Source organism: Pedococcus sp. P5_B7 (genome assembly GCF_054049895.1).
On record NZ_JBFULM010000007.1, the window covers coordinates 181,123 to 205,787 of the forward strand.

General features: G+C 71.2%; 25 protein-coding genes. 14 read left to right on the forward strand and 11 right to left on the reverse strand.

Annotation, left to right across the window (positions count from 1 at the left end; all coding sequences use genetic code 11):
• Positions 1-33 precede the first annotated feature (33 nt).
• Entirely contained in the window at positions 34-1,068 is a 1,035-nt protein-coding gene (locus ACXJKD_RS16850) for an aspartate-semialdehyde dehydrogenase (RefSeq protein WP_457255789.1), read from the forward strand.
• A 36-nt stretch (positions 1,069-1,104) separates the two neighbouring features.
• Here ACXJKD_RS16850 and ACXJKD_RS16855 read toward each other — a convergent pair whose 3' ends face one another.
• Together ACXJKD_RS16855 and ACXJKD_RS16860 are read right to left on the reverse strand one after the other, a co-directional pair.
• Positions 1,105-3,048, reverse strand: coding sequence for an acyl-CoA dehydrogenase family protein (locus ACXJKD_RS16855; RefSeq protein WP_457255790.1), 1,944 nt, complete (start codon positions 3,046-3,048; stop codon positions 1,105-1,107).
• 68 nt (positions 3,049-3,116) lie between these two features.
• Positions 3,117-4,013 carry a GNAT family N-acetyltransferase gene (locus ACXJKD_RS16860; RefSeq protein WP_457255792.1) on the reverse strand — a complete coding sequence of 299 codons (897 nt, stop codon included), beginning with the start codon at positions 4,011-4,013 and terminating at the stop codon, positions 3,117-3,119.
• 140 nt (positions 4,014-4,153) lie between these two features.
• On the opposite strand from ACXJKD_RS16860, the gene ACXJKD_RS16865 reads away from it, so the two are divergent.
• The 4 genes from ACXJKD_RS16865 to ACXJKD_RS16880 are packed head-to-tail and all read left to right on the forward strand — an operon-like array spanning position 4,154 to position 7,772.
• Positions 4,154-4,765, forward strand: coding sequence for an ArsR/SmtB family transcription factor (locus ACXJKD_RS16865; RefSeq protein ID WP_457255794.1), 612 nt, complete (start codon positions 4,154-4,156; stop codon positions 4,763-4,765).
• On the forward strand, positions 4,762-6,051 hold the full coding sequence (locus tag ACXJKD_RS16870; RefSeq protein ID WP_457255795.1) for an MFS transporter: 1,290 nt from the start codon (positions 4,762-4,764) through the stop codon (positions 6,049-6,051). The genes ACXJKD_RS16865 and ACXJKD_RS16870 overlap by 4 nt, the downstream gene beginning before the upstream one ends.
• A 32-nt stretch (positions 6,052-6,083) precedes the next feature.
• A complete protein-coding gene (locus ACXJKD_RS16875) occupies positions 6,084-6,737 on the forward strand; it encodes a GntR family transcriptional regulator (RefSeq protein ID WP_457255797.1) in 654 nt (217 codons plus the stop codon).
• 15 nt (positions 6,738-6,752) lie between these two features.
• Positions 6,753-7,772, forward strand: a complete 1,020-nt coding sequence (locus ACXJKD_RS16880) for a 1-aminocyclopropane-1-carboxylate deaminase (RefSeq protein ID WP_457255799.1) — start codon at positions 6,753-6,755, stop codon at positions 7,770-7,772.
• Here ACXJKD_RS16880 and ACXJKD_RS16885 read toward each other — a convergent pair.
• Entirely contained in the window at positions 7,751-8,569 is an 819-nt protein-coding gene (locus ACXJKD_RS16885; protein ID WP_457255800.1) for a hypothetical protein, read from the reverse strand. The genes ACXJKD_RS16880 and ACXJKD_RS16885 overlap by 22 nt on opposite strands.
• Positions 8,570-8,791: 222 nt before the next feature.
• Here ACXJKD_RS16885 and leuA point away from each other — a divergent pair, with 222 nt between their 5' ends.
• A complete protein-coding gene (leuA, locus tag ACXJKD_RS16890) occupies positions 8,792-10,537 on the forward strand; it encodes a 2-isopropylmalate synthase (RefSeq protein WP_457255802.1) in 1,746 nt (581 codons plus the stop codon).
• 63 nt (positions 10,538-10,600) lie between these two features.
• Here the strand turns inward: leuA and ACXJKD_RS16895 are convergent, their stop codons facing one another.
• Together ACXJKD_RS16895 and ACXJKD_RS16900 are read right to left on the reverse strand one after the other, a co-directional pair.
• The gene (locus ACXJKD_RS16895; RefSeq protein ID WP_457255803.1) at positions 10,601-11,893 is read right to left on the reverse strand and encodes a hypothetical protein; all 1,293 of its coding nucleotides are present in this window, start codon (positions 11,891-11,893) and stop codon (positions 10,601-10,603) included.
• 152 nt (positions 11,894-12,045) lie between these two features.
• Complete coding sequence (locus ACXJKD_RS16900; protein WP_457255805.1) at positions 12,046-12,675, reverse strand: alpha-ketoglutarate-dependent dioxygenase AlkB; 630 nt, start codon at positions 12,673-12,675, stop codon at positions 12,046-12,048.
• 79 nt (positions 12,676-12,754) lie between these two features.
• Here ACXJKD_RS16900 and ACXJKD_RS16905 point away from each other — a divergent pair, with 79 nt between their 5' ends.
• The 3 genes from ACXJKD_RS16905 to ACXJKD_RS16915 are packed head-to-tail and all read left to right on the forward strand — an operon-like array spanning position 12,755 to position 14,568.
• Positions 12,755-12,889 carry a hypothetical protein gene (locus ACXJKD_RS16905; protein ID WP_457255806.1) on the forward strand — a complete coding sequence of 45 codons (135 nt, stop codon included), beginning with the start codon at positions 12,755-12,757 and terminating at the stop codon, positions 12,887-12,889.
• A gap of 51 nt (positions 12,890-12,940) precedes the next feature.
• Complete coding sequence (recO, locus tag ACXJKD_RS16910) at positions 12,941-13,789, forward strand: DNA repair protein RecO (protein ID WP_457255808.1); 849 nt, start codon at positions 12,941-12,943, stop codon at positions 13,787-13,789.
• Between the two features lie 2 nt (positions 13,790-13,791).
• Complete coding sequence (locus ACXJKD_RS16915) at positions 13,792-14,568, forward strand: isoprenyl transferase (protein ID WP_457255809.1); 777 nt, start codon at positions 13,792-13,794, stop codon at positions 14,566-14,568.
• Positions 14,569-14,660: 92 nt separating this feature from the next.
• On the opposite strand, the gene ACXJKD_RS16920 is transcribed toward ACXJKD_RS16915, so the two are convergent.
• From ACXJKD_RS16920 to ACXJKD_RS16945, 6 genes are read right to left on the reverse strand one after another with little or no spacing between them, the layout of a single operon-like run.
• On the reverse strand, positions 14,661-15,080 hold the full coding sequence (locus ACXJKD_RS16920) for a Fur family transcriptional regulator (RefSeq protein ID WP_457255811.1): 420 nt from the start codon (positions 15,078-15,080) through the stop codon (positions 14,661-14,663).
• Positions 15,077-16,072, reverse strand: coding sequence for a metal ABC transporter permease (locus tag ACXJKD_RS16925; protein WP_457255813.1), 996 nt, complete (start codon positions 16,070-16,072; stop codon positions 15,077-15,079). Before ACXJKD_RS16925 ends, ACXJKD_RS16920 begins: the two co-directional genes overlap by 4 nt.
• Positions 16,069-16,902, reverse strand: coding sequence for a metal ABC transporter ATP-binding protein (locus ACXJKD_RS16930; RefSeq protein WP_457255814.1), 834 nt, complete (start codon positions 16,900-16,902; stop codon positions 16,069-16,071). The genes ACXJKD_RS16925 and ACXJKD_RS16930 overlap by 4 nt, the downstream gene beginning before the upstream one ends.
• A complete protein-coding gene (locus tag ACXJKD_RS16935; RefSeq protein WP_457255816.1) occupies positions 16,899-17,840 on the reverse strand; it encodes a metal ABC transporter substrate-binding protein in 942 nt (313 codons plus the stop codon). Before ACXJKD_RS16935 ends, ACXJKD_RS16930 begins: the two co-directional genes overlap by 4 nt.
• Before the next feature lie 42 nt (positions 17,841-17,882).
• A complete protein-coding gene (locus ACXJKD_RS16940; protein ID WP_457255818.1) occupies positions 17,883-18,167 on the reverse strand; it encodes a DUF6703 family protein in 285 nt (94 codons plus the stop codon).
• Positions 18,168-18,202: 35 nt separating this feature from the next.
• Positions 18,203-19,399, reverse strand: a complete 1,197-nt coding sequence (locus tag ACXJKD_RS16945; protein ID WP_457255819.1) for an aminotransferase class I/II-fold pyridoxal phosphate-dependent enzyme — start codon at positions 19,397-19,399, stop codon at positions 18,203-18,205.
• A gap of 92 nt (positions 19,400-19,491) precedes the next feature.
• Between ACXJKD_RS16945 and ACXJKD_RS16950 the strand changes: the two genes are divergently transcribed.
• The 5 genes from ACXJKD_RS16950 to ACXJKD_RS16970 all read left to right on the forward strand — a co-directional run bounded on the left by ACXJKD_RS16950 (position 19,492) and on the right by ACXJKD_RS16970 (position 24,628).
• The gene (locus ACXJKD_RS16950; RefSeq protein ID WP_457255821.1) at positions 19,492-20,883 is read left to right on the forward strand and encodes a glycine--tRNA ligase; all 1,392 of its coding nucleotides are present in this window, start codon (positions 19,492-19,494) and stop codon (positions 20,881-20,883) included.
• Positions 20,884-21,015: 132 nt separating this feature from the next.
• Positions 21,016-21,567, forward strand: a complete 552-nt coding sequence (locus ACXJKD_RS16955; RefSeq protein ID WP_457255823.1) for a SigE family RNA polymerase sigma factor — start codon at positions 21,016-21,018, stop codon at positions 21,565-21,567.
• A complete protein-coding gene (locus ACXJKD_RS16960; protein WP_457255825.1) occupies positions 21,564-22,826 on the forward strand; it encodes a hypothetical protein in 1,263 nt (420 codons plus the stop codon). The genes ACXJKD_RS16955 and ACXJKD_RS16960 overlap by 4 nt, the downstream gene beginning before the upstream one ends.
• Before the next feature lie 69 nt (positions 22,827-22,895).
• Positions 22,896-23,843, forward strand: coding sequence for an ABC transporter ATP-binding protein (locus ACXJKD_RS16965; protein WP_457255826.1), 948 nt, complete (start codon positions 22,896-22,898; stop codon positions 23,841-23,843).
• The gene (locus ACXJKD_RS16970; protein WP_457255828.1) at positions 23,840-24,628 is read left to right on the forward strand and encodes an ABC transporter permease; all 789 of its coding nucleotides are present in this window, start codon (positions 23,840-23,842) and stop codon (positions 24,626-24,628) included. Before ACXJKD_RS16965 ends, ACXJKD_RS16970 begins: the two co-directional genes overlap by 4 nt.
• Positions 24,629-24,665 lie beyond the last annotated feature (37 nt).

Sequence of the window (24,665 nt, forward strand, 5' to 3'; positions counted from 1 at the left end):
GGTGCACGACCGAGCCGACCTATCCTTGGTCCCATGAGAATTGGTGTCTTTGGGGCCACCGGGCAGGTCGGCTCGGTCATGCGCGCACTCCTTGCCGAGCGGGGTTTCCCGGTCGACGAGATCCGCTACTTCGCGTCGGCGCGGTCTGCCGGCACGACGCTCCCGTGGGCGGGTGGCGAGGTCACCGTCGAGGACTCGGCCACGGCTGACTTCTCCGGCATCGACATCGCGCTCTTCTCCAACGGGGGAGCGGCGTCGAAGGAGCTGGCTCCCAAGGTCGCGGCCGCGGGAGCGGTCGTGGTCGACAACTCGTCGGCCTGGCGCAAGGACCCCGACGTCCCCCTCGTCGTGAGCGAGGTCAACGCCGACGACCTCGACACCATCCCCAAGGGGATCGTCGCGAACCCCAACTGCACGACGATGGCCGCCATGCCGGTCCTGAAGCCGCTGCACGACGAGGCCGGGCTGGTCCGCCTCACCGTGGCGTCCTACCAGGCGGTGTCCGGCTCCGGGGGCAAGGGCGTGCAGGAGCTCGACGGCCAGCTCCGCGGTGGGTATGCCGCGGGCGAGCCTGCCGAGCTGGCCCTCGACGGGCGCGCGGTGCAGATCCCGGCCCCGAACGTCTACGCGGTGCCGGTGGGCTTCAACGTCATCCCGCTGGCAGGGTCGATCGTCGACGACGGGTCGCTCGAGACCGACGAGGAGCAGAAGCTGCGCAACGAGTCGCGCAAGATCCTGCACATCCCCGACCTGCTGGTGTCGGGCACCTGTGTCCGGGTGCCGGTCTTCACCGGTCACTCGCTCGCCATCCACGCCGAGTTCGCCGACGACATCACGCCCGAGCGCGCGCTGGAGCTGCTGGCCAAGGCTCCCGGCGTCGTCGTGACCGACGTGCCCAACCCGCTCGAGGCGGCCGGGCGTGACGAGGTCTACGTCGGTCGGGTGCGGGTCGACCAGGCCGCCCCGGCAGGCAAGGGCCTGGTGCTCTTCGTGGTGGGCGACAACCTGCGCAAGGGCGCCGCCCTCAACGCGGTGCAGATCGCCGAGGAGCTGCTCAAGCGCCGCTGAGGTTCGCCGCGGACCCGGGCACGGGGGCTCGGAAGGTCAGCGGACCGCCCGCCAGACCGACTCCGACTCGCTGGCGCCCGGGGACCACGGGGCGATCCACGGCCCGGTGCCCTCGCTCTGGTCGATGACCCCTTCCTCGAGCCAGGTGTAGTCGCCGGCCAGCACGCCCTTGGCGAGCCTCATGTCGGCATCGTCGCTGTTGGACCACAGGGCGGTGAACAGCCGCTCCACCCGCAGCCGGCTCTGCTGGCAGAACACGTCGGCGAGCTGGTAGGCGGAGCGTCCGCGCTCCGCGTCGTCGGTGCGCAGCATCTCTGCGCGGCTACAGGCGGCCGCGATCGCGAACAGCTCGGCCCCGATGTCGACGACCCGCCCCAGGAACGCCTGCCGGTACTCCATCTTCGCCTGCCACCGCGACATGCCGTAGAACGTCTGCCGGGCGAGCTTGCGACTGGACCGCTCCACGAACCGCAGGTGCGTGGCCAGGGCGCCGAACTCGGCATACGAGGTGGGTGCGGCACCCTTGCCGACGACGAGCTGGGGGAGCCACTTGGCGTAGAAGCCGCTGGCGCCCGCGGCGGCTCGCGCCTTGTCCTCCAGCGAGGCGTCCTTCTCCGCCAGCGCACCCGCAGCCTTGAGGTGGGCGTCGACGGCCTCGCGCGCGATGAGCAGGTGCATGATCTCGGTGGAGCCCTCGAAGATCCGGTTGATCCGCAGGTCGCGCATCATCTGCTCGGCCGGGACGGCGCGTTCGCCGCGGGCCCGGAGCGACTCGGCCGTCTCGTAGCCGCGCCCGCCGCGCACCTGGACCAGCTCGTCGGCGATCTGCCACGCCATCTCCGACGCCCAGAGCTTGGCCAGGGCCGCCTCGATCCGGATGTCCTTGCTGCCCGCGTCGGCGAGCTGGGCCGAGAGCTCAAGCACCGACTCGAGGCCGTAGGTCGTCGCCGCGATGAAGGCGATCTTCTCGGCCACCGCACCGTGCTCGCCGACCGGCCGCCCCCACTGCACGCGCTCGGCGGACCACTCGCGCGAGATCTTCAGCGCCCACTTGCCGGCCGCGGCACACATCGCCGGGATGGACAGCCGACCGGCGTTGAGGGTCGTGAGGGCGATCTTGAGGCCGTCGCCCTCCTTGCCGAGGCGGTTCTCGGCCGGCACCCGCACCTGGTGGAAGCGGGTGAGGCCGTTCTCGATCCCCTTGAGCCCCATGAACGAGTTGCGCCGCTCGACCGTGATGCCCTCGGCCGTCCCCTCGACGACGAAGGCGGTGATCCCGCCCTTCGACCCGTCGCGAGCGGGCACGCGCGCCATGACGACGAGCAGCTCGGCGACCACGCCGTTGGTGGTCCACAGCTTCACCCCGTCGAGGAGGTATGCCGTGCCGTCCTCGGTGGGGGTCGCGGTGCTGCCCATGCGGGCCGGGTCCGAGCCGACGTCGGGCTCGGTCAGGAGGAACGCCGAGATCGCGCCGGCAGCGCAGCGGGGGAGGAAGGCCTGCTTCTGCTCGGCGGTGCCGACGAGCTTTACGGGTTCGGGGACGCCGATGGACTGGTGCGCCGACAGGAGCGCGCCGAGGCTCGGGTGCGCCGAGCCCACCAGCATGAGGGCCTGGCCGTAGGCGGACATCGTGAGGCCGAGGCCGCCGTACTCGCGCGGGATCTTCATCCCGAACGCGCCGATGTCGGCCAGTCGGGCCAGCACGTCGTCGGGGATCAGTGCGTCGCGCTCGATCTGCGCGCCGTCGATGCCCTCGCACACCTCGCGCAGCCGGACGAGGAACTCCTCACCCCGGGCCTGGTCCTCGGGCGTGGCCCGCGGGTGCGGGTGCACGAGGTCCAGGTCGAAGTGCCCCAGGTAGAGCCCCTTGGCGAAGCTCGGCCGGTTCCAGTCGGACTCGCGCGCCGCCTCGGCCACGGCTCGCGACTCGCGCTCGGTCGCATCGACGGTCGGTTGGCCCTGCTCGACGTCACTGGTCATGTGATCGCCTCCTGCCGCCACGCTACTCCCGAGTAGGCTGCGCGACCACCGGGCTCAGCCGTCGGCGCTCAGAGGTCGGTCATCCAGTGCCGCCAGGTCTGGGTGACCTGCATGCCCACGTGCTCGTAGAGACCGAGGGCGCCGGTGCGTGAGTCGGTGGAGAGCTCGCTCACGGTGGCACCGTGGTCCCGCGCGCGTTCGAACGCATCCACGAGGAGCGCCCTGGCCAGGCCCAGTCCGCGCTGGTCGTTCCGCACCGCGATGGCGTCGACGTAGCCGGTGGCGCCGGCCAGGATCGTGTAGCAGACCCCGACCTCGGTGCCCTGCGGGTCGACGACGAACCGGATCTGCCACGGCTCGAAGCCGGGCCGCAGCGGCCCGCGGGGCGCCCAGTCCTCGAAGGTCGAGGGGTCCCGGTCCGGCCACTCGTTGAAGGCGTCCTCGATGAGCTGGAAGGCGACCCGGCCGTCGGCGGGACCCTCGAACTCGCGGAGCGTGTATCCCTCCGGCAGCGGCTGCGGCTCGATGGGGCGGTCTGCCGGCACCTGGAGCACCCAGGACGTCCAGCCCTCGCGGTACCCGCGAGCCTGGAAGAACCTCTCGGGGTCAGTGTCTCCGGGGACGGTCTGCCCCACGAGGTGCGACCCGCGCTGCCGGGCGCAGTCCTCGAGCCAGCCAGCGAGCCAGGTGCCGATGCCGCGACCCCGGTGGTCCGGGTGCACGGAGGCGTCGGCGCGGCGGCCCTTGAAGACCTCACCCGAGGCCACCAGCCGGTCGCCGTCCCAGATGCCGATGCTCTCGGTGGCGAGGTCGAAGCTGCCGCGGGCCCAGTCGCCCTCGATGTCCTCGACCTCGATGGCGGCCTCACCCACGTCATGGGTCTCGGCCGCGGCGACGATCTCGTAGACGGCCTGGGCGTCGGTGGGGGACAGCGGGCGGGCCACCAGCCCGGCGGGAAGATCCATGGGCGAAAGCGTGCCGGGGTGTGGGTCCGGACGCACGTGGTTTTCCCGGTGACACCCGGAGAATATTGTGAGAGAGTCCTCTCACAATTACTTCTCAAGCACGAGTTCTCTCACAATTCCCACCACCGTCTGGAGCGGTCATGTCGGAGCAGCGCGGTGACAACCCGTACGGCGACGTCGAGCTCACCCCTCGGGCCATGCGGGCGCTCGCCCACCCCGTCCGGCTGGCGATCCTCAGCCGCCTCCAGGGCTACGGTCCGAGCACGGCGACGGCCCTCGCGCCGCTCGTCGGGGCCACTCCGTCCGTCACCAGCTGGCACCTGCGCCACCTCGCCGAGCACGGCCTGGTCCGCGACGCCGACGTGGAGTCGGACGGGCGTCAGCGGTGGTGGGAGGCCGCTGGAACGGGCTTCCGCTTCGTCCCACCCGCCGACGACGCGGGCCGGGACGCCGCGACCCTGCTGTCCCACGTGCTGTTCGACCAGGCCGAGCCCTTGCCTCGCGCCTGGACCCGGGAGACCGAGCCCCTGCTCGAGGACGACTGGCGCCGGTCGGCGGGCCTGTCCAACACCACGGTCGTCGTCACCGCCGAGGAGCTGGCTGAGGTGGAGTCGGCCATCGAGCACCTGCTCGCACCGTTCGTGCACCGCCGGGCCAACCGCCAGGCCGTGCCCGGTGGCCGCAACGTTCGGATGCTGCGCTACGTGCTTCCCGAGGCGCAGGACGGCTCCGAGGTGGACGAGACCCCATGAGCGAGTCCGCGGCAACGACGACCACCACGAAGGCCCCGCTCTGGCGGGACCGCCGGTTCGCCACGTACTGGGCGGGGCAGGGCATCTCCCAGTTCGGCGACCGCATCACCGAGCTGGCGCTCCCGCTGATCGCGGTGACCGCCCTGCACGCCAGTGCCCCCACGGTGGGCCTACTGACAGCTGCGGTCTGGGCGCCGAACCTGCTGTCGCTGTTCGTCGGCACCTGGGTCGACCACCAGGTGCGCAAGCGCCGGCTGCTCATCGCGGCCGACCTGCTGCGGTGCGTCGTGCTGCTCAGCCTGCCCGTCGCCCACTTCCTGGGGGCGATCACGATGGGCCAGCTCTTCGCGGTGGCGCTGCTCGCGGGAGCCGGTCAGGTCCTCTACCAGACGTCCAACCCCAGCTTCTTCGTCGCGCTGGTGCGGCGTGACCAGTTCGTCGAGGCCAACAGCCTGCTCAGCGGCACGCGGTCGGCGTCGTTCGTGGCGGGGCCGGCGGTGGCCGGTGGGCTGATCCAAGCGGTCACGGCGCCGGTCGCCATGCTGGTCGACGCGGTCACCTTCGCCATCTCTGCGGTGCTCATCGGCAGGGTGCGGTTGCGCGAGCTGCCGGTCGACACCTCGAACGAGGCGGGGCTGCTCCGACGGGCGCGCGATGGCATGGGCCTGGTGCTGAAAGACCGCTACCTGCGCGCCTCGCTCGCGTGCGCCACGACCATCAACCTGTTCAACCTGATGGCCGGTGCGCTGCTGATCCTCTTCGCCAGCCGCGAGCTGGGCCTGTCGGCCGGGGTCATCGGCCTGGCCCTCGGCATCGGTGCGACCGGTGGTCTCCTCGGCACGGTGCTCGCTGGGCCGCTCACGCGTCGCATCGGGCTCGGGCGCACCATCGCGGTCGGCGCCGTGGTGTTCTCAGCTCCCTTTGCGCTGTTGCCCCTGGCGGGCGGCCCGACCTGGTCGCGGGCGGGTGTGCTGGCGCTCGTGGAGTTCATCTCCGCGTTGGGCGTCATGTGCCTCGACATCCCGCTCAACGCCCTGATGACCGCGGTGACGCCTGACGGCGTGCGAAGCCGCGTGACCGGAGCGTTCTCGACGGTGAACTACGGCATCCGTCCGCTCGGCGCGGTCCTCGGTGGTCTGGTCGGGGAGTGGATCGGGCTGGCGCCGACCATGGTCGTCGCGGCGGTCGGCGGCTCGTTGTCGGTGCTCTTCCTGCTGTGGTCCCCTGTCTTCTCGACGGCCTCGATCGCGGAGCTCGACGGGGTCCAGGAGCTGAGCAGCCCTTGACCGGCCGACCCAACTGATATGCAATATATCGCGTGCCCGTCCCCGCGCCGCAGCCTCCGGTCTCCCGTGCCCTGCTGCGCGACGACGTCTATCGCCGGGTGCGCGACGCGATCGTCGACGGCACCCTCGGCCCCGGCGAGCAGCTGCGCGACCAGGAGCTGGCGGCCTGGCTCGGCGTGAGCCGCACCCCGGTGCGCGAGGCCCTGCTGCGCCTCCAGCAGGCGGGGCTGGTCGCCGCGCTCCCGGGTCGCTCCACCACGGTGGCCTCGCTCGACACCCGGGCGGCTCGGGACGCCCAGGCGGTGGTGGCCGAGATGCACCGGCTCGCCGTCCACGACGCGGTCGGCCTGCTGACGGCCGACGACCTCGCCCGCATGCGCGCCGCGAACGCGCGCTTCCGCCTGGCTCTGGGGGCCGGCGACGCGGAGGGGGCCCTCGCCGCCGACGACGAGCTGCACGGCATACCGGTCGCGGCGGCGGGCAACGCCGCGCTCGCCGCGGTCCTCGACCAGTTCACCCCGGTGCTCCGGCGGGTGGAGCGGCTGCGGTTCAGCTCGCTGTCGGGCCGTGGCTCCGTCGCCCTGCACGCCCGGCTCATCGACCTGTGCGAGGCGGGGGACCGGGAGGCGGCCGCCGAGGTGTCCCACCAGACCTGGCAGACCCTTGCCCCCCTGCTCGACACCTGACCCGAGGAGATCCGCATGTCGATCCACGACTTCGAGCGCTATCCGCTCACCTTCGGCCCGAGCCCGGTGCACCGGCTGGCGCGTCTCACCAAGCACCTTGGTGGCGCGCAGGTCTGGGCCAAGCGCGAGGACTGCAACAGCGGGCTCGCCTTTGGTGGCAACAAGACCCGCAAGCTCGAGTACATCGTCCCCGACGCCCTCGCGCAGGGCGCGGACACGCTGGTGTCGATCGGTGGCTACCAGTCCAACCACACCCGGCAGGTCGCGGCGGTCGCGGCACACCTCGGGCTCAAGTGCCGCCTGGTGCAGGAGAAGTGGGTGGACTGGGACGACCCGGTGAACGACAAGGTCGGCAACATCCTGCTGTCGCGGATCATGGGGGCCGACGCTCGGCTCGACCCGCACGGCTTCGACATCGGGATCCGCTCGTCCTGGGAGGACGCGCTGCGCGAGGTCGAGGAGTCCGGGGGCAAGCCCTACGGCATCCCCGCCGGGGCCTCCGAGCACCGGCTGGGCGGCCTCGGGTTCGCGAACTGGGCCCACGAGGTGATCCAGCAGGAGGAGGAGCTCGGGGTCTTCTTCGACACCATCGTCGTCTGCACCGTGACCGGCTCGACCCACGCCGGCATGATCGCCGGGTTCGCAGCCCTCGAGGACGCCGGCAGTCGCCCGCGCCGGGTCCTGGGCATCGACGCCTCGGCCACGATCGACAAGACCCGCGACCAGGTCCGCCGCATCGCGCAGCACACGGCCGACCTCATCGGCCTCGACCGGCCGCTCCGCGATGACGAGGTGACCGTGCTCGAGGGCTGGGCCGGCGATCTCTACGGCATCCCGGTCGACTCCACCATCGAGGCGATCCTGCTGAGCGGTCGGCTGGAGGGCATGATCATCGACCCGGTCTACGAGGGGAAGTCGATGGCCGGTCTCGTGGACCTCGTGACGTCCGGCGAGATCGCGAAGGACTCGACGGTGCTCTACGCGCATCTCGGTGGACAGCCCGCGCTCAACGCCTACTCGGGGATCTTCGACTGACCACCCTCGGCGAACGTCCACCCGCGCTCGGCCAGGGCTTCGCGCAGGAACCGGAGTGCGATCGGTCCCACCCCGTGGAGCGCCGCCAGCCCTCCCTCGCTGCGGTCCCGCACCTGCTCGAGGGTCCAGATCCCCTCGGCCCGCAGTGCTCGGGTGGCGGGGGCGCCGATGCGGGGCAGGGGAGTGCCCTCGGGGGCGGTCGGCCGGTCGAGCCATGCAGCGCCGGACTCGGCGTCGACCACGGCCGCCCCACGGGGCGACAGCCGGTAGCCGATGTCGAGTGACTCGGTCAGCCCGAGCTCCTTGAGCTTGCGGACGTCGCGCTTGAAGCTCGGGGTGTCGCGCCCCAGCTCGGCGGCGAGCTCCGGCGCCCGGACCGTCGGGGAGCGGTCAATGATCGCCAGCGTCGCCCGGGTCCACGGGCCGATCGACGACGCGCGATCGAGCCGGTCGAGGCGCTCGCGGATCGCGGCCACCTCGTCGGCCTCGGGCACCGTGGCGCGCAGCTGCTCCCTCGGGTCGGCGCCCGCGTGGCGCAGCCCAACCCGCCAGACCGGCCGGTCGGCCTTGGCCTCCAGCATCCGGCGCAGCTCGACGACCGACTTCGCGCCCGCTCGCCGGGCCTCCTCGGCGCTGATCCGCGACGGGGCGACCTTCTCGACGGACGTCACCTCCAGCAGGCCGACGCGCGTGCGCAGCCTCGTGCCGACGACCACCCTCGGACGGTCCCAGCGCCGAAAGGCGAGATCGACGTCGCCCGCCCTGATGGCCGCGAGGGTGTCCGGTCGGATCATCATGGCGGCAACCTACCCGCCCTGCGTCCGGATGGTGGGCGAGCAGGTTCGCACGTTGGACGGATGCCGGGCGCGCGGCATACCCTCGACCCGTGCGTTCACTGCGCCTCCTCCTTCGCCGCCGCGGCGGGGCCTGACCGATCAGCCGCCCCTCGTCGCGGAGTTCGCGTTGCCGGCTGAGACCCTGAGTACGGCCAACTGCAGCGAATCGTGAGGCGAGACACCATGATCCACCCCCAACAGCCGTCGGGCATGCCGGTCGCGAAGTACGTCCCCTTCCAGGACCAGATCCCCTTCGCGCTCCCCGACCGCACCTGGCCCACCCGCGTCATCGAGCAGGCGCCGCGCTGGTGCGCCGTCGACCTGCGCGACGGCAACCAGGCCCTGATCGACCCGATGAGCCCCGACCGCAAGAAGCGGATGTTCGAGCTCCTGGTGCGGATGGGCTACAAGGAGATCGAGGTCGGGTTCCCCTCGGCGAGCCAGACCGACTTCGACTTCGTGCGGATGCTGATCGAGGACGACATGATCCCCGACGACGTCACCATCCAGGTGCTGACGCAGTGTCGCGACCACCTCGTCGAGCGCACCTTCGACTCGATCCGCGGCGCCAAGCAGGCCATCGTCCACTTCTACAACTCGACGTCCATCCTGCAGCGACGCGTGGTCTTCGGGCTCGACCAGGACGGCATCGTCGACATCGCGCTCCAGGCCGCGCGCCTGTGCCGCAAGCTCGAGGAGACCATCCCCGACACGACGGTCTACTACGAGTACAGCCCGGAGTCCTACACCGGGACCGAGCTCGAGTTCGCGGTGCGGATCTGCAACGAGGTGGCCGACGTCATCGACCCGACCCCGGACCACAAGATGATCATCAACCTGCCGGCCACCGTCGAGATGGCGACCCCGAACGTCTACGCCGACTCGATCGAGTGGATGGTCCGCCACCTGGAGCGGCGCGAGTCGATCGTCGTCAGCCTGCACCCGCACAACGACCGGGGGACCGGTGTCGCCGCGGCGGAGCTGGGCTACCTCGCCGGCGCCGACCGCATCGAGGGCTGCCTGTTCGGCAACGGCGAGCGCACCGGCAACGTCGACCTGGTCACGCTCGGCATGAACCTCTTCAGCCAGGGCATCGACCCGCAGATCGACTTCTCCGACCTCGACGAGATCCGTCGCACCGTGGAGCACTGCAACCAGCTGCCGGTGGGGGAGCGCCACCCGTGGGGCGGCGACCTCGTCTTCACGGCGTTCTCCGGCTCGCACCAGGACGCGATCAAGAAGGGCTTCGAGGACATGGAGCGCCAAGTGGCGTCCAGCGGCAAGTCCATCAACGAGCTCGTCTGGGGCGTGCCCTACCTGCCGATCGACCCGCACGACGTGGGCCGGTCCTACGAGGCCGTGGTGCGGGTCAACAGCCAGTCGGGCAAGGGTGGCGTCGCCTACCTGCTCAAGGCGGAGCACCAGCTGGACCTGCCGCGCCGGCTCCAGATCGAGTTCAGCGGCGTCGTGCAGGCCAAGACCGACAGCGAGGGCGGCGAGGTCAGCGCGGCCGAGCTGTGGTCGATCTTCCAGGACGAGTACCTGCCGGCCGTCGACGGTGCGGTCAACACCTGGGGCCGGTTCACGCCGATCAGCCACTCGCTGCTCAGCGAGCAGGGCGGTGTCGACCGGATCAGCGCGACGATGCTCGACCGTGGTGTGGAGGTCACCGTCGAGGGCACCGGCAACGGCCCCATCGCGGCGTTCATCGATGCCATGTCAACGCTGGGCGTGGACGTCCGCGTCCTCGACTACGCCGAGCACGCCCTGTCGGCCGGTGGCGACGCGAAGGCTGCGGCCTACGTCGAGTGCGCCGTCGGTGACCGCGTGCTGTGGGGTGTCGGACTGCACTCCTCGATCGTCAAGGCGTCCCTGACCGCGGTGCTCTCCGCCGTGAACCGTGCGGAGCGGATGACCCTCGCCGAGTGACGAGAGGTATGCCGCGCCGGCTCCGGCCACCCGGCCTACCTCGCCTCAGCGGTGCGATGGTGTTCAGTCGTGCCAGTCCTCGCGGCGGACCTCGTCCAGGTAGCCACGGGGGACGTAGTCGCCGATCTCGTCCGGGCCGCCCAGCTCCTCCACGATGGTGCTCGCCATGACCCTCTGACGCCACAGGGTGATGTGGCCGGAGTCGTCGCGCAACGTGACGTAGGCCGTGCCGTCGAACACGGCCGCGTCCACCACCACACCCTTCGGGAGATCCACGGACCTCCACCCCGAGTCGTGATGGGTCCAGACCTGTCCGCCCGTCGGCGTCTGCACGGCGAGGACGAGAGCGTCGTCGTCGGCGAACGAAGAGAGGGCAACGACGAGGACGGGCTCATCCGGGTCCACGGGGATGTCGGGTAGCTCGACGCGCTCGAACCCGCGGCGGTGCTCCGACGTCCGCAGGACCACCGCGGTGCCGTGGGAGGTCCCGGCGAGCCAGGTGTCCAGCGTGTCGCCCACTGCGTCGGTCAGCACCTCCAGTGAGGTCGCCAGCCGCTGCTCCGCCCAGGTCCAGCTGTCGGGACCAGTGTCATCACTCCAGCCAGCCCATGCGCGCACCCGATAGGGCCCGTCAGAGTCGGTCGCATCGCGCACGGAGGCGGCGACTAGAACCTGAGGGTCGGTGCCGGCGGCCCGGACCACGCTGCCGGGCTCGACCACGCAGCAGCCCTGGCCGTCCGGCGGAGCCACCTTGACCAAGTGGTCCTCTTGCAGGGTCCAGACGCCCAGCCGATCGCCGCCGGCGGTGGTCGTCGTGCCCGCTGCGATGGGGAAGACGCCATCGTCGTCGATGGCGACCGACTGGACCTTGACGGCGTCGTCCATGGTGCCGTCGGCAGCCAGCCGCCGCGCGGTCGCTGGGGGGTCGTGCAGCTCGAGGGCCCACCGCACCGGAAGCTGGGTGTCAGCGCTGTACAGCTGGGGGGTCGCCGCCGGCCTCGAGCTGGCCAGCAGGGACCACTCGGCGGCGGTGTCGAAGGCCATCACGTGCTGGGAGGGCAGCCAGGCCACGCAGGCGAACCGTCGATCGAAATCCATCTCCTCGAGGCACGATCCGTCGCCGCGCCGCCCGACGAACATCATCCCGATCACGCCCACGGTGTCGATCGGCCCGGACAGCTCATCGGGCGTGGCGACGCGCGACCACCCACCGACCACTGTCGGTCCCGACCGGGGGGCCGCCGACCGGTCCGACGTGCGTGGTGCCGGGAAGCGTTCGCACCCGGAGGCCAGCAGTGTGGCCGCTGCCGCCACGAGGGCGGCGGCGAGGGTGAGAGGGCGCCGTCGCAGGCTCAAACCCGGCCGATGTCCGTCGTCGTCCTGGACATCGAGAGCCCGTGTCACCTGATCCCCCGATGGTCTCCGTGCACGGATCCCGCGTCCGCGCGGCCCACATGCTGCCACACGCACGAGCCCACAGGGCGCGGAACGGGACAGGCCCGGGTGCCCTAGCGCACCCCGCGGGGACGGAACTGGATCGAGATCCGCGGGCCGACCGCCTTGGTCGTCTTGGGGATTGCGTGGTCCCAGGTGCGCTGGCACGAGCCGCCCATCACGACCAGGTCGCCGTGACCGAGCGAGAAGCCCATCGAGGGGCCCCCGCCCCGCGGACGCAGCATCAGGGAGCGCGCCGAGCCGACGGAGAGGATGGCCACCATGGTGTCGAGGTCCTTGGACCGGCCGATCCGGTCCCCGTGCCACGCCACCGAGTCGCGACCGTCGCGGTAGAGGCACAGTCCCGAGGTCGCGAACGGCTCGCCCAGCTCGGCGGCATAGTGGCTGCTCAGCGCCTCACGGGCCTGCGTCAAGGCGGGGTGCGGCAGGACCTCGTCCTCGTCGTAGAACTTGAGCAGCCGGGGCACATCGACCATGCGCTCGTACATCTCACGCCGCTCGGCGTGCCATGGCACCTCGTGGTGGAGCAGCTCGAACAGCGTGTCGGCGCCGGCCAGCCAACCGGGACGGTAGTCCACCCAGGCCCCGCGGCTGAGCGGGGTGCGGTGCAGGCCGTCGGTCAGGGAGTGCAGCGCGATGTCGTCACCGGTGTCGAGCAGGGAGCCCTGGAATGCCGTGGACATGAGGGCACTCTAACCCACATTCGAACAGGTGTTCTAGCCCGACACGGCATCCAATGGCGCGTGACGCTACCGTCGTCCCATGACCGAGCGTCGCGCCGAGGACGACCCGCTGGCCCGCGGCTTGGCCTGTGGGATCTGGGCGGGCCTGGTCGCGGTCGTGGTCATCCTCGTCATCATCGGCCTCGCCTTCTTCGGGCTGGGGCTGCGCGGCTGACCATCGGCACGGCATACCGGCTTCCGGGACGGGACTTGCGACAATGGGGCCATGCCCCTGTACCGCGACGAGGGAATCGTCCTGCGCACCCAGAAGCTGGGTGAGGCCGATCGCATCGTCACGCTGCTCACCCGCGGTCTGGGCAAGGTGCGGGTCGTCGGCAAGGGGGTGCGCCGCACCAAGAGCCGGTTCGGGGCTCGGCTGGAGCCGGCCATGATGGTCGACGTCCAGTGCTACGAGGGCCGCAACCTCGACACCGTGACCCAGGCCGAGTCGCTCGCCTCGTGGGGTGACGTGCTGGCCCGCGACTACACGACCTACACCGCTGCGGCCGCGATGCTCGAGACCGCGGACCGGCTCACCGAGGAGCGCGAGCCCAACCTCCAGCAGTACCTCCTGCTCCAGGGCGCGTTGCGCTCGATGGCCGAGGGGCTGCACGACCCCGGCCTGGTGCTCGACGCCTACCTGCTCCGGGCGCTCGCCATCGCGGGCTGGGCGCCGAGCTTCCACGACTGCGCCCGGTGCGGCGCCGAGGGTCCGCACCGCGCGTTCAACCTCGCGGCGGGTGGCACGGTGTGCCCGGTATGCCGCCCGGTCGGCTCCGCTGCGCCGGCGCCGGAGACCTTGTCGTTGCTGGCGGCCCTGCTCGCCGGCGACTGGGTCCTCGCCGACGCGTCCCAGGGACGCCACCGCAGGGAGGGCAGCACCCTGGCCAGCGCCTTCCTCCAGTGGCACCTCGAGAAGGGTGTGCGATCGTTGCGCCTCGTGGACCGACGTGACCCCGACGCCCAGCCGCGACTCGACTCCCGCGTGACGTGGGCGCCGGCCCCGCTCAGCGTGGTGGACACGGTGGAAGAGGCGCACGCCGCCGCGCAGGCGGCCCAGGCGGCCGAGGCGTGAGCATGGTCTACCCGAAGCCGTTCGCCCACCCGAGCGGAGCCCAACCTCCCTCTCTCCCAAGGGAGCTCGTGCCGCGCCACATCGCCATCGTCATGGACGGCAACGGCCGCTGGGCCAACCAGCGTGGTCTCCCGCGCACCAAGGGACACGAGGCCGGTGAGGCGGCGCTGCTCGACGTGACGGCCGGCGCGATCGAGGCCGGGGTGACCCACCTGTCGGCCTACGCGTTCTCGACCGAGAACTGGAAGCGCAGCCCCGACGAGGTGCGCTTCCTGATGGGCTTCAACCGCGACGTGATCCGCCGGCGCCGCGACCAGCTCCACGAGTGGGGCGTGCGGATGCGCTGGGTGGGTCGGCGCCCGCGCCTCTGGGGTTCGGTCATCAAGGAGCTCGAGACCGCCCAGGAGCTCACCAAGGACAACACCGGGCTGACGCTCTACTTCTGCGTCAACTACGGCGGACGCGCCGAGATCGCCGACGCGGTGCAGCGGATCGCCGAGCAGGTGCAGCGCGGCAAGCTCAAGCCGGGATCGATCGACGAGAAGACCATCGCGCGCCACCTCCCCGAGCCGGACATGCCCGACGTCGACCTGTTCGTGCGGTCGTCGGGCGAGCAGCGCACGTCGAACTTCCTGCTGTGGCAGAGCGCCTACGCGGAGATGGTCTTCCAGGACACCCTGTGGCCCGACTACGACCGACGCCACCTGTGGGCCGCGATCCAGACCTACGCCGAACGGGACCGCCGCTACGGCGGGGCGGTCGACCGGGCCGCGACCTAGCCGCGGGTTCCAGGAACCTTTGCTAGCAAAGGTTGCTCGTTGGTGGACAGGTTGCAACCTGTCCACCTGCCAGTTTCCTTTGCTAGCAAAGGTTACTGAGTCGAGCAGGCCCCGCAGGTGCCGAAGATCTCCAGGGTGTGGTGCACGTCGGTGAACCCGTGCTCGGCGCTGACCTTGTTCGCCCAGGCCTCGACGGTCGGTCCCTCGACCTCGACGGTGCGTCCGCACACGCGGCACACGAGGTGGTGGTGGTGACCGGTCGAGCAGGCGCGGTAGACCGCTTCGCCGTCGTCGGTGCGGAGCATGTCGATCTCGCCGTCGGCGGCCATTGCCTGGAGGTTGCGGTAGACGGTGGCGAGGCCGACCTTGTCTCCCGTGTCGCGCAGGATGGCGTGCAGCTCCTGGGCGGAGCGGAACTCGTCGTTCTCCGCCAGCACCGCTGCCACGGCAGCGCGCTGCCGCGTGGGGCGACGGGTGCCCTCGAGAGTGGGGCGTTCGCGGGTGCCGGTCATGGCTGGGCCGCCTCCTTGGCGTGCTGGCTCGAGTCGTGCTCGTCGTAGTGGCCCTCGTGCGGGGCGTGCCGGTGGCCGTCGTGCACGTAGTCCACGTGGTCACCGTGGGCGACCGCGGGGTGGCCGCACTCCGGGCCGTGCTCGTGGTCGTGCCGCTCGGCCCGTCGGTGCTGGTGGGCGCGGGCCCTGGCAACCGTCGCGGTCACCGTGGCCGCCACGACGAAGAAGCCGATCGCCAGGAGCACGATCGTCCCGCCCGACGGGGTCTCCGCGTAGAACGACGCGATCACGCCCCCGACGCTGGAGACCACGCCGACGGCGACCGCCCAGCGGGTCGAGGCCCGGAAGCTGCGACCGAGCAGCTGCGCGGTGGCGTTGGGGATGATCATCAGCGCACTGATGAGCAGGAGCCCGACGACCCGCATCGAGACGACGACGGTCACGGCGGTGAGCACGGCGAGGGCGATGTTGAGCCCCGTCACGGGCAGCCCGCTGGCTCGGGCGTACTCCTCGTCGTTGGCCACCGCGAACAGCCACGGGCGCAGCAGCCAGGTGCCGACGAGCACGACCAGCGCCAGCCCCGCGAAGACCCACAGGTCCTTCTGGTCGGCGGTGGTGATGGCCCCGAAGAGGTATGCCGTGAGGTTGGCCGGGCTGCTGCTCGGCGACTTGGCGATGATGACCACGCCGGCGGCGATGCCGCCGTAGAACATCACCGCGAGGGCGATGTCGCCGCTCGTGCGACCGCGCCCGCGGATCAGCTCGATGGCCACGGCGGCGGCGACCGCCGCCACCAGGGCCGTGAGGACGGGTGCCTGCCCGGTGAGGACCCCGACGGCCACGCCGGCGAGCGCCACGTGGCCCATGCCGTCGCCGATCAGGGAGAGCCGACGCTGCACCAGGAAGACCCCGACGAGTGGGGCGGCGATGCCGACCAGGACTGCGGCGATGAGGGCCTGCCGCATGAAGTCGAGGGAGAGGAGCTCGCTCATGAGTGCACCTGTCCTCGGGGGTCGAGTGGGCCGGCCGACGGGGCGCCGGGGAGCCTGGGGGAGCTCACGCGGTTCTCGTCCTCGTGGTGGTGGTGGTCGGCCGATGACACGAACTCGCCTGTCCTGGAAGCGAACTCGTCCCGTGAACCGTCGAAGACGAGGTGGCCACCCTGCACCACGACGATCCGGGTGACGATGTCTGCCAGTGCTGCGAGCTCGTGCGTGACGATGACCATCGTCGTGCCCCGGGCAGCGAGCCGGGCGAGGACGGTGGAGAGCACCTGCTGGTTGGCGGTGTCGACGCCGGCGGTCGGCTCGTCCATGAGCAGCACGTCGGGGTTGGAGGCGAGGGCGCGGGCGATGAGGACGCGGCGCTGTTGCCCACCCGACAGGGTGGCGACGTCGGCGTGGGCGCGGTCGTTGAGCCCCACGACATCGAGGGCGCGGTCGATGATCGCGGCATCCTGCGACGACCTGAGCACCGGACGCCACCACCGGTGGTGCGACAGGCGGCCGACGGCCACGATCTCCGCGACCGTGGCGCGCACCGACGCCGAGAGGGTGTGTCGTTGGGGGACGTAGCCCAGCCGGGCGAAGTCGGAGAAGGACTCGCGCGGCTGGCCGAACAGCTCGACGTCCCCGCCGAGGTGGTCGTTGAGGCCGAGCAGCCCGCGCACGAGGGTGGACTTGCCCGAGCCGTTGGGCCCGAGGACCGCGACGACCTCACCGGGGTGGATCGCGAGGGTGGCCCCCGTGACCACGGCTTGGTCGGCGTAGCCGAAGGAGGCGTGCCGCAGCTCGATGATGGGCGTGGACTCGGTGGTCGTCATGAGCACTCCTGTCCCGCGCGCAGGACCTGCAGGTTGGCCCGCATCACGCTCGGGTAGTCGCGGCCGGCGGAGGCGGAGGTGATGCCCTCGATGGGGTCGAGCACGGCCAGTCTGGCACCGGTCTCCCGGGCGAGCGTGCGGGCCACGTCCTCGCTGACGAGCGTCTCGGCATACACGGTGCTCGCTCCGGTCTCGCGGATGTGTCGGGTGAGCTCGGCCATGGCGGCCGGGCTCGGTTCGGCGTCGGGGGTCAGCCCGGTGATCGCCTCCTGGTGGAAGCCGTAGGTCTGCGACAGGTAGCCGAAGGCGGCGTGCGACGTGACCAGCTCGTCGATGGCACAGGTCTTCAGACCGGTGCGGAACTCGTCGTCGAGGGTCGTCATCGAGGCGCGGAAGGCCGCTGCGTTGGCCCGGTAGGCCGCGGCGTTGGCCGGGTCGCGCTCGGCCAGCCGGCTGGCGATCGCGTCGCCGACGTCGGCGTACCGCAGCGGGTCGAGCCAGAAGTGGGGGTCCCGGGCGCCGTGCGCGGCGTGTTCCTCCGCGGTCTCGGCGCCGTGCTCGTGGGCGTCCTCGACCGCGACGAGGTCCAGTCGGGCTGCGGCGGACACGTCGAGTGCGGTCTGCTTCGCCTGCTCACCGACGGCGGCGTCGACCGCCGGCTGGAAGTGGGACTCGTAGACGACGACGTCCGCCTGGGCGATCGTGGCGACCTGGCGCGGGCTCAGCTCGAGGTCGTGGGGCTCGGCCCCCGGCTTGGTCAGGCCCTGCACCGCGACGTGCGCGCCGCCGATCTGCTGCACGGCGTACTGCAGGGGGTAGAAGGCTGCGACGACCTCGAGCCGACCGTCGTCGGCGCCCTGCCCCCCGGTCGCGCCACAGGCGGAGACCACGGCGATGGACAAGAGGCCCGCGAGCAGACCGAGGGGGCGAAGCGTCATGACAATCATTCTCATCTTAAATGAGAACGATTGTCAAAGTCGTCAGCTGCGGGGCAGCGCCTGGGTGACCGTGATGGCGACGGCGATGAGCAGGACAGCGACGCGTCCTGCCCGCGCCCCCGAGTCGAGCGCGGGCCAGGCCAGGTAGAGGGTCCACGCCAGGAAGGCGACCACCACGGCCAGGAACACCCAGCCCCAGCCCGACACGAAGATCCCGGCCACCATGAGGGCGAGCACCACGAGGAAGGGGACGGCTCGCGGCAGCCGGTTCAGGGTGTTGACGAGGGGCAGGCTGGCGTCGGTGACGCGCTCACGCAGGGAGGGCACGGGCGAAACCCTATGTCGTCGGGTCGGCTGGGTCGTCAGCCGGCGCGGACCTGGTCGAGGACCGACGCGAAGTGCGGCAGGCTCGCCTCGATGGTCTCCATGGTGGCGGTAAGGCAGATCCGGAAGAACCCGGGCGTCTCGAACAGCCGCCCGGGCATCACCAGGACCCCGGCGTCGGCGAGCAGGCCCACGAACGCCTCGTCGTCGGCCACCGGCGACCTCGGGAAGAGGTAGAAGGTGCCCTCCGGGGTGGCGACGTCGTAGCCCATCTCGCGCAGGGCCACGGTCATCCGGTCGCGCTTGGCCTGCAGGTGCGCCACGTCGAGCGAGAGCGTCTCGAGGCGGGGGACGGCGTACTGCATCACGGCGTTCGGGAACAGCCAGCCGGCGGCCACCTGCAGGCTCTCGACGGCGTCGATGACCTGCTCCGCCTCGGGCAGCTGCGGCGGGAGGGCCAGGTAGCCGAGCCGCTGGCCCGGGGCCAGCAGCGTCTTGCCGTAGCTGTAGCAGAGCATCGTGTGGGGGTAGAACTCTGCGGGGCTGCGAAACCGTGCGCCGTCGAAGACGATCCGGTTGTACGGCTCGTCGGAGATGAGGTAGATCCGTCGGCCGTTGCGGGCCGAGGCAGCCTCCAACAGGTCCGCCAGCGCGCGGAGCGTGGACTCCGGGTAGATCCGGCCGGTGGGGTTGTTGGGGGAGTTGACCACGACCAGCCGCGTGCGGGGCGTGATCGCGGCGGCAATCGCGTCGAGGTCGAGGTCGAACGTGTCGGGGTCGATGCGGACCTTGACCGGCACCAAGCCGGCCTCCAGCGCGAGCGCTTCGTAGAGGAACCAAGGTGGCAGGCTGTAGATGACCTCGTCGCCAGGGTCGGCCACGGCCTTCATCGACAGGGTGATCGCCCCGAACCCTCCGGTGGTCATCCGGATCCGGTCGGCGGTCCACGGCAGGTCCACCACCGTGCGCAGCGAGGCGGCGGCCGCCTCCTGCGCCTCGACGAGGCTGAACTTGTAGGCGAACCACAGCTCGTTTTGCGGTACGACCGCACCGCGCAGCGCCTCGACGTACTCCGGGATCGGCATCTCGTGCGGGTCCCCGAAGGTGAAGTCCAGCACGCCGGGCTCGAGCCGACGCTCCTGGTAGCCCGACTTCCTGGCGAACTCGAACAACATCCGGAACGGGGCGGCGTCGCCGATGCGGAGGCTGCGTTCGGAGACGGGACGGTCGCTCACGGTGCCCCCTCGGACGGTGGGTGTGCCGTCGAGCGTAGGCCGCGCGGCATACCCCGTCGAGGGGCGAGCAGGCGCACAGTAGCCTTGCGCGCATGGCTGCACCCTCCACCGTCGACACCGTCGTCTCCCTCTGCAAGCGCCGCGGGTTCGTCTTCCCCTGCGGTGAGATCTATGGCGGCACGAGGTCCGCGTGGGACTACGGGCCGCTGGGCGTGGAGCTCAAGGAGAACATCAAGCGGCAGTGGTGGCGGACCATGGTCACCGGTCGCGACGACGTCGTGGGCCTCGACTCCTCCGTGATCCTGCCCCGCCAGACGTGGGAGGCCTCCGGCCACGTCGCCACCTTCTCCGACCCCCTGGTCGAGTGCCTGTCCTGCCACAAGCGGTTCCGGGCCGACCACCTCCAGGAGGCCGTGGCCGAGAAGAAGGGCATCGAGAACCCCGACGACGTCAGCCTCGCCGACGTCGCCTGCACCAACTGCGGCACGCGCGGCCAGTGGACCGAGCCCCGTCAGTTCTCCGGCCTGCTCAAGACCTACCTCGGTGTCGTCGAGGACGAGTCGGGCCTGCACTACCTGCGCCCCGAGACCGCCCAGGGCATCTTCCTCAACTTCCTCAACGTGATGAACTCCGCGCGCCGCAAGCCGCCGTTCGGCATCGCCCAGACGGGCAAGAKCTTCCGCAACGAGATCACGCCCGGCAACTTCATCTTCCGCACGCGGGAGTTCGAGCAGATGGAGATGGAGTTCTTCGTCAAGCCCGGCGAGGACGAGGACTGGCACCAGTACTGGATCGACGAGCGCACCCGCTGGTACACCGACCTCGGCATCAACCCCGACAACCTGCGGCACTACGAGCACGCCCAGGAGAAGCTCAGCCACTACTCCAAGCGCACCGTCGACATCGAGTACCGCTTCGGCTTCACGGGCAGCGAGTGGGGCGAGCTCGAGGGCATCGCCAACCGCACCGACTTCGACCTCAAGACCCACAGCGAGCACTCCGGCACCGACCTCGTCTACTTCGACCAGGCCAGCGGCGAGAAGTACACCCCTTACGTCATCGAGCCCGCGGCGGGCCTCTCGCGCTCGCTCATGACCTTCCTCGTCGACGCCTACACCGAGGACGAGGCGCCCAACACCAAGGGCGGGGTCGACAAGCGCGTCGTGCTCAAGCTCGACAAGCGCCTCGCCCCGGTCAAGGCCGCGGTGCTTCCCCTGTCGCGCAACGCCGACCTGTCGCCCAAGGCCCGCGACCTCGCCGCCACCCTGCGCCAGCACTGGAACATCGACTTCGACGACGCCGGCGCGATCGGCCGCCGCTACCGTCGCCAGGACGAGATCGGCACGCCGTTCTGCATCACGGTGGACTTCGACACCCTCGAGGACCACGCCGTGACGATCCGCGAGCGTGACTCCATGGCCCAGGAGCGCGTGTCGCTCGACAAGGTCGAGGAGTACCTCGGCGGGCGCCTGCTCGGCTGCTGACCGCAGCGCCTCCTGCACCACCCGTTGCCCGGGTATGCCGCGGGCCAACCTTTTGGCCTCGCCCGTGCGTTACTGGGGTGAGAGCCCTCGCCGGGGAGTGTCGGCGAGGCAGTCGTCAGGCTGGAGGTGGGTATGCAGCAGGACGTGGACGAGGACTTCGCACGGTACGTGCGGGCCCGTCAGCACCGCCTCCTGCGCGCCGCGTTCCTCGTCTGCGGTGACCTGCACCTCGCGGAGGACCTCCTGCAGGGCGCCCTGGCCAAGCTCGCCACGCGGTGGGAGCGGCTGCGCCACGAGAACCCGGATGCCTACGTCCGCAGGATCCTCTACCGCGACGCGGTGTCGTCGTGGCGCCGGACCAGGCGCGAGAGCCTGTCGCTCTTCCCCGAGCTCGAGCTCGAGGGGATCGAGCCGGACCGGTCGTCTCGGGCAGGGGAGCGCGTCGACCTGCTGCGTGCCCTTGCGCAGCTGACCCCGAAACAACGGGCGGTCGTGGTCCTCAGGTTCTTCGAGGACCGCAGCGAGGCGGACACGGCCGAGGCGCTCGGGGTCTCCGTGGGCACGGTGAAGAGCCAGACCCACGCCGCGCTCGCCAAGCTGCGCACCCTCCTGCCGGAGTTTGCGCCGCACCTGGCCGGACCGCACCCGTCCGGACCGCACCCGTCTGCCGAGGAGCCGTCATGACCGACCGTGACCTGAGCGCCCTGCTGGAGCGGGCGGCGGAGGACGTCGTCGAGCTCGACTTCGCCGAGAACGCGTGGAACGCGGCGCTCGAAGGTCGGCGGAACCGCCGACGCAGGTTCGTGGCCGGTGCGGGGGCCGTTGCCGCGGCCGCGCTCGCCGTGACAGCCGTCCAGCTGGGCGGGTCGGACGACCCGAAGCCCGGCCCCGCCATCTCGTCCACCACCTCGGCCAGCCGGGGCGCGCTCCCGGACGGCACGGCATACGCGGTCATGCCCCCGGAGGGCAAGGAGGCGCAGCTGCCCGACTTCGACGCCGGGCTGCCCTCGACGATCGACGTCGGCGCCCGGACCGAGGCGTTCTCGCCGGCCCGGCCCCCGGCCTCGGTCGTGGCGGTCTACCTGCGTGCGGACGGCGAGCGCTTCCACCCGGTCCTCGTCACGGGCGACGGCCGCCAGCTCGAGGTCGCCGGCGTCGCCCTCGTCTGGACCACGGACTCGGGCGGCAACCAGGCCACGCCCCTCGGTCCGCGGGCGGTCGGCGGTGGTGGTCGCTACGTCGTCTTCCCGCAGCGTGACCACGTCGTGCGGCTCGACACCCAGACGGGTGCCACGGTGTCCTACCCGATCCCCTCGGAGCACGTGGAGTGGGCCGGCTGGAACGGCGCGGGGAGCCTGGTCGTCGCGCGCGACGCGGAGAACACGTGGACCGTCGACCCCTCGACGGCGGGGGCCCCGGCCGTCCCCGTGCGCGGCGGCTACGAGGGCACCTTCCGCGTCACGGCCAGCGACACGGTGCCGGCCGACGTCCGCGTCACCAGGTTCGATGCACACGGCGTGCCGCTGGGGTCCATGCCCGTGCGCAGCCCGGTGTCGGGGCTGTGGGGCGAGACGGTCAACACCGAGGGGCTGGCCGCCACCGGTGCGTTCTTCGACCAGAACATCACCTCGACGGTGATCCGCAGGGGGTTCGGCCCGATCTACCAGGGCCTGCTGGTCGTCGAGCCCTCCTCCGCGGCGGCCACGGTGCTGCTCGCGCCGGAGAACCCCGACGGGCAGACCGGGCGGTTCAAGGGCTGCTGCACGGTGCTCGGGTGGGCGGACGCCCAGACCGTCCTCTTCCAGTCGGTGGGCAGCCACGGTCGCTGGATCCTGGCCTGGAAGACGACCACGGGCGAGGTGTTCGACGTCTCGCGGATCACCACCGCGGCACCCGACGACCCGGCCACCCCGGTCGCCCTCAACGTCGGCCGGCGCGACTGACAGACGTCATGGTCGGCTCATGACGACTGTGTGAGGACCGCGACGCCCGCCCACGGCACCGTGGTCGGCATGACACAGTCGGCTGGCAGCTCACCAACGCAGACGCTGCCGGTGGCGCGCACCACCGCGGTGCCGGCCATCGAGCTGCGAGGCCTCACCAAGAGCTTCGGTCGCGTCCACGCGGTGCGGGGGATCGACCTGACCGTGCGGCCCGGCGAGATCATCGCCTTCCTCGGCCCGAACGGTGCCGGCAAGACCACGACGATCGACATGATGCTCGGCCTGTCGAGGCCGGACGGCGGCAGCGTGCAGGTCTACGGCATGGAGCCGTCCGCCGCGGTCCGCCACGGACTGATCTCGGCCGTCATGCAGACCGGCGGCCTCCTCAAGGACCTCACTGTCGCCGAGACGCTGCGCCTGACCGCGAGCCTGTTCAGCGACACCCGCCCTGTCGCGGAGGTGCTGGCCCGCGCAGGCATCTCCGACCTCGGCGACCGCCGGGTCGGCAAGTGCTCGGGCGGCCAGCAGCAACGGCTGCGCTTCGCCATGGCGCTCCTGCCGGACCCGGAGCTGCTCGTGCTCGACGAGCCCACGACCGGCATGGACGTCACGGGCCGACGGGACTTCTGGGCTGCCATCCGCGAGGACGCCGAGCAGGGGCGGACCGTGCTGTTCGCGACCCACTACCTGGAGGAGGCGGACGCCTACGCGGACCGCATCGTCCTGGTCAGCCACGGACAGGTGGTCGCCGACGGCACCGCCTCCCAGGTGAAGGCGCTGGTGTCCGGACGCACCATCCGCGCGACCCTTCCGGATGCAGATGTGCCTGCGCTGCAAGGACTTCCAGGCGTCGAGACGGTCGAGGTGCGTGGCGACTCGGTCCTCATCGCCACCACCGACAGCGACGCCGTGGCCCGTCACCTGCTGAGCGCGACCGACGCCCACGACCTCGAGATCACCTCTCGGGGACTCGAGGACGCCTTCATCTCGCTGACCGCCGAGGAGGACCAGTCATGACCACCGCCACCGGCACCGTCCCGGAGCGGGCCGTCCCACCCCTGGGTGGGTTCAACTCGACCCTGCTGCGCATCGAGCTGCGGCGCTTGCTGCGCAACCGCCGCACGGTGATCTTCTCGATCGTCCTGCCGGTGGTCTTCTTCCTGCTCTTCGGCACCGGCAAGGACTACTCCCTGAAGAACGCCGGGCACGGCAATGTCGCGAGCTACGTGATGATCTCGATGGCCCTCTACGGCGCCATGCTCTCGACCACCGCGGGAGGGGCCATGGTGTCGACCGAACGCAGCCAGGGGTGGAGCCGCCAGCTGCGGCTCACCCCGCTGACGCCGACGGCCTACATCGCGGTGAAGGTCCTCGTGGCGATGCTCCTGGGCGGCCTGTCCGTCGCGGTCGTGTACCTCGCCGGGTCGTTCACGCAGGCGCAGATGGACCACCACCTGTGGTGGGAGACGGCGCTCATCGCGTGGGTGGGGTCCCTGGTCTTCGCCGCCTTCGGGGTGTTCATGGGCTACCTGCTCCCGAGCGACAACGTCATGCAGATCCTCGGGCCGGGCCTGGCCCTGCTGGCCTTCCTCGGCGGGCTCTTCACCCCGCTCGACCAGATGGGCCAGACCTTCCAGACCATCGCGAAGTTCACGCCCATGTACGGGCTCAGCGAGCTGGCCCACGCTCCCCTCACCGGCCACGCGCCCGGCTGGGCGGCAGGCGTCAACGTGGTGGCCTGGCTGGCGGTCTTCGCGGGAGGCGCGGCATGGCGGTTCCGTCGCGACACAGCGCGCGTCTGACCCTGCTGGCGGCGGTGCGCTCGTTCACCGCCGGCCC